Genomic DNA, 10,873 nt, shown 5'->3' on the forward strand with positions numbered 1-10,873 from the left:
CGTATCTTGGGAGCTTAAAACCAACTCTTATAAAAACCATGATCAGTAAGCGCATTATAGCATTTTTTGCTGCCGCCTGTCTGAGCCTGGGTATAAGCACGGCCAAGCCTGATGAAGGCATGTGGCTGCCTATGCTCCTCAAGCAGCTCAACGAAGCAGAAATGCAGAAAAAGGGCATGAAGCTCTCTGCCGAAGACATTTACAGCATCAACCAGTCGAGCCTCAAGGACGCGATCGTGTCATTTGGGGGCTTTTGTACCGGCGAAATGATCTCTTCGGAAGGCCTCCTGTTGACCAACCACCATTGCGGGTACGGCCAGATCCAAAGCCACAGTTCTGTGGAGAAAGACTACCTGACCGAGGGCTTCTGGGCCATGAACCGCGAGCAGGAGCTTCCGAACCCGGGCCTGTTTGCCACATTTATCGTGCGCATGGAGGACGTGACGCAGCAGATTCTGGCAGGTATACCGGCCAACGTAACAGAGGCTGAACGCGAGAAAATGGTGCAAACGAACATCGGCAAGGTGCGCCAGCAGGCCATTGCGGGTACGCACTACGACGCTGTTATCCGTCCGTTCTTCTATGGCAACGAGTACTACATGTATGTGACCGAAACCTTCCGCGATATCCGTCTGGTAGGTGCTCCTCCTTCATCAATCGGTAAGTTTGGTGGCGACACCGACAACTGGATGTGGCCACGCCATACCGGCGACTTTGCCATGTTCCGCATCTATGCCGACGAAAACAACAACCCGGCCGAATACTCTCCTAACAACAAACCTTACAAGCCGAAGCACCACCTGCCTATTTCGCTGAGCGGAGTGCAGGAGAATGACTTCACGATGGTGTTCGGTTTCCCAGGTCGTACGAACGAGTACCTGACTTCACATGCCATCCAGGAGATTTATGAAACTTCCAACCCGCACAAAATCAAGATCCGTGACACGAAGCTGGCTGTGCTGGACAAGGACATGAAGGCTTCTGATGCGGTCCGTATTCAGTATGCGGCTAAGTATGCCAGCGTTGCCAACGCCTGGAAAAAGTGGATCGGTGAGAGCCGTGGGTTGCGTAAAGCCAACACCATTGCCCGCAAACAGGAACAGGAAAAGCAGTTCACCGCCTGGGCCAATGCCGATGCTGGTCGCAAGCAAACGTATGGCAACCTGATCGCTGAGTTCGAAAATAATTACAAGCAGCTGGAAGGCGTCACGATTGCCCGCGACTACATCATGGAAGCTGCCTGGGGGGTAGAGCTGATCCGCTATGCCAACGACTATATTAAGTTGAACGAGCTGATCGAGGCCAAGGCACCGCAGCAGGAGATCAATGCACAGCTCGACCGTTTGGAGAAAGGCGCAGCGGGTTACTTTAAGAACTACAACGCTCCTACCGATAAGAAGGTGTTTGCCGCCCTGCTGAGCATGTACTATGAGAATCTGGACCCGAAACTGCATCCTTCTGCCTTCGCAATGGTGCGCCAGAAGTATAAGGGTGACTTCAGCAAGTATGCCGACGAGGTATACAGCAAGTCGCTCTTCACTTCCGAAGCCGGTGTTCGCAAAGCCATTGCCGAAATCAGAGCAGGCAAAACCAACCCATTGAAAAATGACCCGGGCTTCCAGCTGGCCAACAGCATCAACGACTATTACCGTACCAATGTGCTGCCGACCTATACCAAGGTAAACGACAACCTGAACCCGCTGTACAGAACATATATGACCGGTTTGCGAGCCATGCAGCAGGACCGCAAGTTCTACCCGGATGCTAACTCTACCCTGCGCGTAGCCTATGGCAAAGTAGAACCTTACGAGCCGGTGGATGGTGTGAAGTACAAGTATTTCACTACCCTGGAAGGCATCATTGAAAAAGCGGCCTCCGGTGCGGCCGAGGACTACGCTATACCTGCCCGTTTGCAGGAGCTGTACGACAAGAAAGACTACGGCCCTTATGGCGTAAATGGTCAGCTGCCAGTTGCCTTTATTGCCTCTAACCACACAACGGGTGGTAACTCCGGCTCACCGGTGATCAATGCTAACGGTCAGCTGATCGGTACGAACTTTGATCGCAACTGGGAAGGTACTATGAGCGATCTGACCTATAACCCGGATCAGGTGCGCAACATTTCGGTGGATGTGCGCTACATGCTTTTCATTGTAGACAAATTTGCCGGTGCCGGCCACCTGGTAAAAGAGATGACGCTGGTAAATGACAACACGTCCGGTTTACCGCAGGTAGATGCCCGCCGCAAAGCTGAAACACCGGCGGATGCTCCGCAACTCTCTAAAAGGGAGCAGCGCAAAGCCGAGAAAGCCGCTAGAAAAGCAGCCAAAAAGAAAGAAAAAGAAGCTGCCGAGGTGGTGAACTAATCATTACCACTCCCCTATTTTGAAAAGCCTCGTCTGGTCATTCAGGCGGGGCTTTTTTGTTTGCGCTTTAACTGAGCCGGTTGTTTTATACCTTGTTCTGCTCCATACAAGGCTGCCAATTCACTATGAGCACTTTCTCGTCCTCGAGCAGCAGGTAGCCCTAGTCGTAGCAGAAATGGTAGGTGATGCCCTGATTAGTGCGGTAAAGATGGGTGAAGTGACGGAAATCGAAGCCAGCCACTTGCTGAAAACAGAGAGAACACATCCTGTTAACTAGCTGTAACCCTTACAGTTCTTCGCACTTCAAGATCAGACATCTGTGGCCTGCTGATACCGTAGACAAGTGCTTTCAGGCTTAAGCGTTAGAATATTTGCAAACTAGTTTCTTCAATTCCGTACAAAAACCCAATACTGTATGGAAGCACCGAGATCAGCGGGGTGAGCACCTTAAATTCAGCAAATATGATCTACATCGTAATGGGAGTGACAGGTAGCGGCAAGACCACGGTCGGGCAGAAACTTGCTGACAGGCTCCGGCTCCCTTTTTATGATGCAGATGACTACCACCCACAGCAAAGCATTGACAAGATGCGTCAGGGCATTCCCCTGAACGACTCCGACCGTGCCCCCTGGCTGGCGCAATTGGCTAGTCTGATTTCAACCTGGAATGCAAGTGGAGGCGCCGTGCTGGCCTGCTCTGCCCTGAAGGAGGATTACCGCAAAACGCTGCAGGTTGTTCCGGACATCAGCTGGATCTACCTGGATGGCTCCCGCGACACCATTTTGAAGCGGCTGCAGGCACGGCAGGCACATTTCATGCCACCCGCCATGCTGGAGTCGCAACTGGAAGCGCTAGAGAAGCCCGCCTATGGTATACACGTCAATGTTGCTTTAAGTCCTGAGCAGATCGTGCGGGATGTAATCTCTAAACTGAATCATATGAACCCACATTCAGAATTTGGTGTGATCGGCCTCGGTGTGATGGGCAAAAGCCTGGCCCTGAACCTGGCCAGCCGTGGCGTGCGCGTTGCCATGTTTAACCGTCACGTGCCGGGTAAAGAAGAAGGTATAGCCGAGCAGGTAATTGCCAATAACCCTTCCTTTACCAATATAAAAGGCTATGACCAGCTCGAAGAGTTTGTGCAGTCACTTGAGCAGCCGCGCAAAGTGCTGCTGATGATCTATGCAGGCGCCATTGATGCGCAACTGGAAGCGCTCATACCGCTGCTGGAGTCTGGCGATGTGGTGATAGACGGAGGCAACTCATATTATAAAGACACGGCAAGGCGTACTGCGTTGCTCTCAGGCAAGGGGCTGCACTTTGTGGGCACGGGTATCTCGGGTGGCGAGGAAGGCGCCCGTAAGGGCCCGTCCATTATGCCTGGTGGCCCGCGTAAAGGATATGAACAGATAGCCAAATACCTGGAGCTGATTGCGGCCCGCGACAGCAAGGGCAATCCCTGCACGACCTACATCGGACCTGAGGGAGCCGGACACTTCGTGAAGATGGTGCACAACGGCATAGAGTATGCCGAGATGCAGGCCTTAGCAGAGGTCTACTCACTTTTGCGACATATGCTAGGTATAGCGCCCACTGACATTGCCTCTATATTCAAGGACTGGCAAAAGAACGGCTTGGGAAGTTACCTGCTGGAGATCACGATCGACATTCTGCAAATGAAAGAAGGCGACGACATGCTGCTCGACAAAATACTGGACCAGGCAGAGCAGAAAGGCACTGGTGGCTGGTCAGCCGCCGTAGCACTGGATTATGGTGTACCCTACGACACCCTCTCCGCTGCCGTGATGGCCCGGGCGCTCTCTGCCATGAAAACTGAACGGGTAAAAGCGGCAGGCCTCTACCAGAAAATGAACCCTAACGTTACGATTGATGAAAGCAGTTTCGTCAACAGTCTGAAGCAAGCGTATCAGGTGACGCGCATCATCAACCACGAAATTGGATTTAGCTTGATGCGTGAAGTATCCGTTCAGTTAAACTGGGAGCTCAATTTTAGTGAAATTGCCCGTATCTGGACCAATGGCTGCATTATCCGTTCCGAGCTGATGGAGGAACTCGTCCAGATCTACCAGCAGGATCAACATTTACTCCTGGCCCCTCCTATCGTCGATCGAATCCGCAATGCGCGTCAGGGATTTGCCTCAGTCGTAGCACTGGGCCTGCAGTATGGTATACCGCTTCCTGTGCTCTCTGCTGCCTTAAATTACTTCCTAGGGTATAGCACTGCAGATTCAGCCGCCAACCTGATACAGGCGCAGCGGGACTATTTTGGGGCGCACACTTATCAGCGCAAAGACAAACCTGCCGGAGAGTACTTTCACACAAACTGGAAAGATTAACCAAGTCAGGATCTAGCAAATATAGCGTTTCATCATCCTTGTAAATTTACATCCGAATTGATATAAGTCACTTCTGCGACTGACTACCGTCATAAGATTAGAAGAGTTTGAGGTGTTCTTTTGTAACCATAAAGACACTCTAACAGCAAATTTTATGAAACGGTCACATTTACCTAAAGCAATACGGCTGGCCATGGTGGGCATTTTTTGCCTCGGCATCGCCTCCTCTTGTGGCACCAAGACCACAAATGCTGAAATCCTGAACTCGCTTAACGAAACGGCAGCTCCCACAGAGATGCCCGTGATCGAGGCGGAACTGACGGATGCCCCACTCGTGCCAGCTCCGATCACCCGCAAGCACCCGGCCAAAGTGGTGGTGCGCCTGGAAGTGACCGAAGTAGTGAAAAAACTGGCTGACGGCGTAGACTATACCTTCTGGACGTTCGGTGGCTCGGTGCCGGGCAAATTCATCCGCGTGCGCCAGAACGACGAGGTGGAGTTTCACCTCATGAACCACCCCGACAGCAAAAACCCACACAACATTGACCTGCACGCTGTAACCGGCCCGGGTGGTGGCGCAGCAGCTACGTTCACAGCACCTGGTCAGGAAACGGTGTTCAATTTCAAAGCGATCAATCCTGGTTTGTACGTGTACCACTGCGCTACAGCACCGGTAGGGATGCACATTGCCAACGGTATGTACGGCCTGATCATGGTGGAGCCTGAAGAAGGCATGGAGCCTGTTGACAAGGAATACTACGTGATGCAGGGCGACTTCTATACCAAAGGAGCATTTGGAGCCCCCGGTCTCCAGCCTTTCGACATGGAAAAAGCTTTGGACGAGCGACCATCTTACGTGGTGTTTAACGGCTCTGTAGGCGCCATGACAGGTGACAACGCCATTACGGCCAAAGTTGGTGACAAAGTGCGTCTCTTCGTGGGCAACGGTGGTCCAAACCTGGTGTCAAGCTTCCACGTGATCGGTGAAATCTTCGATAAAGTACACCCAGAAGGTGGTTCCAATGTCAACACCAACGTACAGACCACGCTTGTTCCTGCCGGTGGTTCCGCCATCACAGAGTTTAAAGTAGACGTACCGGGCAACTATGTGCTCGTGGACCACTCGATCTTCAGAACCTTCAACAAAGGTGCGTTGGGCATGCTCAAAGTAGAAGGACCGGATAACCTGGCCATCTTCTCCGGACAAACCGAACAGAAAATCTACCTGCCTGAAGGTTCTGCCATACAGGAAATGCCTAAGTCTGAAACGCCAAAAGCAGCCTTTGCCTCTAATAAAGATATGCGCATGGAATTGGGCAAAACCCTTTACGCCCAGAACTGCCAGGCATGCCACCAGGCCGAAGGGCAGGGCATCACAGGAGCCTTCCCTCCCCTTGCCAAGTCTGACTACCTGAACGCAGACGTGGATCGCTCTATCGGGGTGGTAGCCCACGGTCTGGAAGGCCAGATCAAAGTGAATGGTGAGGTGTACAACAGCACCATGCCGAAGATCAAGCTGACAGACGAGGAGATTGCTAACGTGATGACCTATGTGCTGAACAGCTGGGGTAACAAAGGCGGCGAGGTGAACCTCGACCAGGTGAAGAAGGCGAAAGCCAAGTACAAGCACTAACAGTAAATTAACGCTTTTCAATCATGCGACGACTTCTGACAATCTTGCTGATGCTCGGAGCCTGTAGTATAGCACAAGCACAAAAGGGCACTCCCGCCAACATGGTTCATGTGAAGGGAGGCACTTTTGTGCCGCTTTACGGCAGCAACAACCAGGCGATAGCCGTGCAGGAATTTATCATGGATAAGTATCCGGTAACCAATGCGCAGTACAAGGCATTTGTGGCCGAGTATCCAAAATGGAAGAAGTCGGAAGTGAAACAGCTCTTCGCAGACGCCGGCTACCTGAAGCACTGGGCCTCCGACCTAAGTGTGGGCTCGAACGCTGAGAAACTCAAGGACAGCCCGGTGATCAACGTGTCGTGGTTTGCGGCCAAGGCCTACTGCGAATGCCAGGGCAAACGACTGCCCACCGTAAACGAGTGGGAATTTGCCGCACTGGCCAGCGAAACGAAAAAGGACGCCTCCAGCGAACCCAGCTTTTACCAGCGCAGCCTCGATTGGTACAGCCAGCCTAACCCAAAGTACCTGCCACCAGTGCAGGAGAGTTTCAAAAACTACTATGGCCTCTACGGTATGATCGGACTGGTATGGGAATGGACCTCTGATTTCAACTCAGCCCTGATCATAGGCGAGTCCAGACAAAACGCCAGCCTGGACAGGCAGCTGTTCTGTGGTGCCGGGTCTACCGGAGCGAGTGATGTGAAAAACTACGTGGCCTTTATGCGCTACGCCTTCCGCTCCAGCCTCAAAGCCAACTACACGGTGGCGAACCTGGGTTTTAGATGCGTGCAGGACGTACCCGCAAAAATCACAGCTAAAAAATAATCTGATTGTTATGAAACGCTATACTTTATACCTGTTCACTTTAATTGCCTTTAGCTTCGCAGCCTGCCAGCAGGAAGTGGCGCAGGAAGAAGACAGCTGCTGCGCCAAACCCCTGGCCGCTGACGAACTGCCTGACGGCACGGGTAGCCTGGCTATACCTACTGCCGGGCTGACGGATATGTCCCTTTACCAACTCGATTCTGACTGGCAAAACCAAAATGGTGAGGAGCTGAAGCTACAGGAATTCCAGGGCAAAGTGCAGCTGGTGGCGATGGTGTATACCCACTGCAGCTACGCCTGTCCACGCATCATTGCAGATTTGAAACGCATCGAGATGGGGCTGGAACAGTACAAGCGGGAAGACATTGGGATCGTGCTCGTAACCATGGACCCGGCCCGCGACACACCGGAGCGCCTATTGGACTTCGCTAAGTCAAACAACCTGGACGCGAAGCGCTGGACGCTGCTGACCAGCGGGCAGGACAATATCCGCGAGTTAGCTGCCCTGTTGAACATGAAATACAAGACCGAGCTGGATGGGGAGATCTCCCACTCCAACATCATTACAGTGCTAAGCGAAAGCGGTGAGATCATCCACCAGGCCGAAGGACTTGGTGTAGAACCAGATGAAACTGTTAACGCCATCAAAGGCCTGTTGCAGAAAATTTAAGGTATAGCCACTAAAGTAAAATCCCTGGACTGCATTCAGATGCAAAGTCCAGGGATTTTTGTATTTATAGAGACGTTGTTTTGTAGAAGGTTGTTACCATTAAAAAGGAGTGCTTGAGTGCTTCCTAAAAGTACTGGATCATTTCATTCTGTATTTTTGTCATCCTGAAAGAATCTTAGTAAAGAGGGCTCCTACCCTCGCCAGTAGCATCAGCTTAACCTCCCGGCAGAAAGGGCTCTCTATTTCAACCAAGTTTCTTAACAGAATGACAGTAGGGTTTGACTTCCTTTCCTTAGAGAGAAACGGCTTTGCAATGGAGAAGATTGTTACCTGTGCTCTTTCGGATTTAGTCAAAAATTACTCTACACGATTCGGACAAGTCGCGACCTGCCCTACAAAATTTTCCTCCTTAGTAACTCCATATTCACTCCATCACTCATCCACTCAATCGCTCAATTAATCACCCCTGTTTCCCTCTCATCTGCTTTTCCATGGCGTCCCACATTTCCTGCGGAATCTGGTCGAAGGCATTGAACTCGCCGGCACCGTACAGCCATTCGCCACCGTCTATCGTTACAACTTCCCCGTTCACAAAGGCAGCGTAATCCGATACCAGGTAGGCTGCCAGGTTAGCCAGTTCCTGGTGCTCGCCGAAACGTCCGACAGGTATACGCTTTACCGGATCGAGTTTGTCCGCCAATTGTTTCGGGAACAGACGGGTCCAGGCACCTTCGGTTGGGAAAGGTCCGGGAGCGATGGCATTGGAGCGGATACCATACTTGGCCCATTCAGAAGCCAGGGAACGGGTCATGGCCAGCACACCGGCTTTGGCGCAGGCTGAAGGCACTACGTAGCCGGAACCGGTCCAGGCGTAGGTGGTGACGATGTTGAGGATATTTGCTTCCTGTTTCTGCTCGATCCAGTGTTTGCCTAGCGCAAGTGTACAGTTGTAGCTGCCCTTGAGCACGATGTCGGTGATCACATCAAAGGCTTTGTGGCTGAGGCGCTCCGTGGGGCTCACAAAGTTACCGGCCGCATTATTGACCAGTACATCCACCCTGCCGAACTTGTCGAGCGTGGCCTTTAGCATGGCCTCTATTTCATTGTATTTGCGCACATCACAGGCTACCGGCAACACCTGTCCGCCGGTTTCCTGCATGAGTTCTTCGGCGGCTTTTTCGAGCACGTCCTGCTTGCGGCTGCAGATCACGGCGTTGGCACCGAGCTCCAGAAAATACTTCGTCATGGAGCGGCCCAGGCCGGTTCCGCCACCAGTTACCACAATAGTTTTGCCTTTCAGGGCGTCTTCTTTTAGCATTGGTTCTGCCTTCATCGTCTTATTTTGTTTGTTTTAAAAAGCTAACGTATAAATGTCAGGGCTGACTAGCTAAAGATAAGAACCTAAGGCGAGAATTAGAGTAAAAGAAGCATTCTTTTGGTGAAGCAATTTAAAACTATGGACCTTAAAACAATTGAATCAGAACTGAAGGAGGCGACGGATGGACTGCTTATGATGAGCGAAACAGACGCCCCTTTTGAATTCTACCATGCCGAAAACTTCCGGAACGAAAAACTGGACGAAGAGACCGTACTGAAACTAGCAGCAATGCCAGCCGACTATCCTTTTGAGGAGATGGAGCTTGGGTATTTTTTCAGAAATATGACCAAGTCCAGACCGGAATCGGGTGATGAAGATGGGCAGCAGGTCGGGCGCTTCCAAAACCTGGAGAAAAAGCTGCACGAGCTCCTGCAGAACGTGAAGGTATACCGCGTCGGCGAAACCCAGAAACTGGTACTCATACTGGGCCGAACTCCCGACGGCGAGATTGCCGGCCTTAAAACGATGGTGGTCGAAACCTGATCAAAATTAAAAATCCCCGACTGCAGCAGCCGGGGATTTTTTATAGCAAGTCAGCTATACCTTAGGAAGTCGGCCCAGAGTCGACACGGGCCTCTATAACACTTTGCACCGCATCTGGCACATTGGAAAGGATGTTGTAGCCTGTCTTGGTCTCGATCGCATCTACAGTTGTGCGGTAATTTCCCCAGGTGTTGCTGACGTTGTTGGAGTTTGGTGTGTCGATCGCGATAACGCGTGTGCTGCTTGTCACGCGTGCAACGTCATTTGCACCCAGTGGCAGCACCACAATTACCTTCCAGATACGATTCGGCACCGTTACCTTTCCATTTGCCAGCGTTTCCTTATACCCGTTGCTGCCAGATCCACCTTTGCCATACTGGCCCATGATGATGTACAGTTCATTTCCCTGGCTCACCAGTTTACGACAGTAGTTTTCAAGGTTGGCCCAGGCCTGTTGGTTGTTGTTAGGCGCCTGCGGAATAATGTTCGACATAAGGAACGTCGCAGAGTTGTCAGAGTCCGAGCGTGTGCGGTCAGCAGAGGGCACGTTGTGGCCACGATCGAAGCCACTGCCAGTGTAATCGGATGATAATACGCGGTAAAAGGTTGCTGGCAGGGAGTTGTCTGCCCGGAAGTCGTCCTGACGTGGTGCGCCGCCCAGCCAGGCGCTGCTTAGGTGCCAACTCACCCAGTTCGGCGTACCCTTGTAGGAATTATAAGATAAAGTATACTGCGCCTTTTGAACAAAATAGTTTGCGAAGTCCGTACCAGCCTCACTCGGATTACCCATAGCCAGGTTGTCACCCTTGGGAGCAACGCTCTCTTCTTTAGAACAGGCCAGCAGCCCCCATCCAAGGAAAGAAAAGTATAGGATGCGTTTTAAGTTTTTTAGCATTGCATAAGCATTAATTGATGCGGTAAAATTGCCATTCTAACTTGAAACGAACAGCATTGAAACTTCATATTCCCATAAGTTTTATTTTGAATCATAGCACAGCACCAGTGTAATCTAAAAAATTAAATAAGCACTGTTAAGACATTTTAATCGAGGGTGTAATGTCAACTGTGTCAAGGTTAATTGAGTATTACCTTTAACACAGAAAAACATGGAAGAAAACACCGGCTTGGATCTGGACAAGATCAAGCGCCAGTTCCTGG

At 51.4% G+C, this 10,873-nt stretch carries 8 protein-coding genes; 6 read left to right on the plus strand and 2 right to left on the minus strand.

Going from position 1 to position 10,873, the window contains the following annotated elements; genetic code table 11:
* The first annotated feature begins 38 nt into the window (after positions 1 to 38).
* The 5 genes from C8E01_RS17810 to C8E01_RS17830 all read left to right on the plus strand — a co-directional run bounded on the left by C8E01_RS17810 (position 39) and on the right by C8E01_RS17830 (position 7,854).
* A complete protein-coding gene (locus tag C8E01_RS17810; protein ID WP_116544816.1) occupies positions 39 to 2,366 on the plus strand; it encodes a S46 family peptidase in 2,328 nt (775 codons plus the stop codon).
* 462 nt (positions 2,367 to 2,828) lie between these two features.
* The gene (gene gnd, locus C8E01_RS17815) at positions 2,829 to 4,724 is read left to right on the plus strand and encodes a decarboxylating NADP(+)-dependent phosphogluconate dehydrogenase (protein ID WP_116544817.1); all 1,896 of its coding nucleotides are present in this window, start codon (positions 2,829 to 2,831) and stop codon (positions 4,722 to 4,724) included.
* Positions 4,725 to 4,878: 154 nt separating this feature from the next.
* Complete coding sequence (gene nirK / locus C8E01_RS17820; RefSeq protein WP_243409668.1) at positions 4,879 to 6,357, plus strand: copper-containing nitrite reductase; 1,479 nt, start codon at positions 4,879 to 4,881, stop codon at positions 6,355 to 6,357.
* A 23-nt stretch (positions 6,358 to 6,380) separates the two neighbouring features.
* On the plus strand, positions 6,381 to 7,184 hold the full coding sequence (locus tag C8E01_RS17825; protein ID WP_243409670.1) for a formylglycine-generating enzyme family protein: 804 nt from the start codon (positions 6,381 to 6,383) through the stop codon (positions 7,182 to 7,184).
* 10 nt (positions 7,185 to 7,194) lie between these two features.
* Complete coding sequence (locus tag C8E01_RS17830) at positions 7,195 to 7,854, plus strand: SCO family protein (protein WP_116544820.1); 660 nt, start codon at positions 7,195 to 7,197, stop codon at positions 7,852 to 7,854.
* Between the two features lie 460 nt (positions 7,855 to 8,314).
* Here the strand turns inward: C8E01_RS17830 and C8E01_RS17835 are convergent, their stop codons facing one another.
* Positions 8,315 to 9,187, minus strand: coding sequence for an SDR family oxidoreductase (locus C8E01_RS17835; protein ID WP_116544821.1), 873 nt, complete (start codon positions 9,185 to 9,187; stop codon positions 8,315 to 8,317).
* Between the two features lie 123 nt (positions 9,188 to 9,310).
* Between C8E01_RS17835 and C8E01_RS17840 the strand changes: the two genes are divergently transcribed.
* Entirely contained in the window at positions 9,311 to 9,715 is a 405-nt protein-coding gene (locus C8E01_RS17840) for a nuclease A inhibitor family protein (protein WP_116544822.1), read from the plus strand.
* Positions 9,716 to 9,776: 61 nt separating this feature from the next.
* Here the strand turns inward: C8E01_RS17840 and C8E01_RS17845 are convergent, their stop codons facing one another.
* Positions 9,777 to 10,610, minus strand: coding sequence for a DNA/RNA non-specific endonuclease (locus C8E01_RS17845; RefSeq protein ID WP_116544823.1), 834 nt, complete (start codon positions 10,608 to 10,610; stop codon positions 9,777 to 9,779).
* Positions 10,611 to 10,873: the final 263 nt, after the last annotated feature.

The sequence above is a fragment of the Pontibacter virosus genome (assembly GCF_003096355.1).
Lineage (GTDB): Bacteria > Bacteroidota > Bacteroidia > Cytophagales > Hymenobacteraceae > Pontibacter > Pontibacter virosus.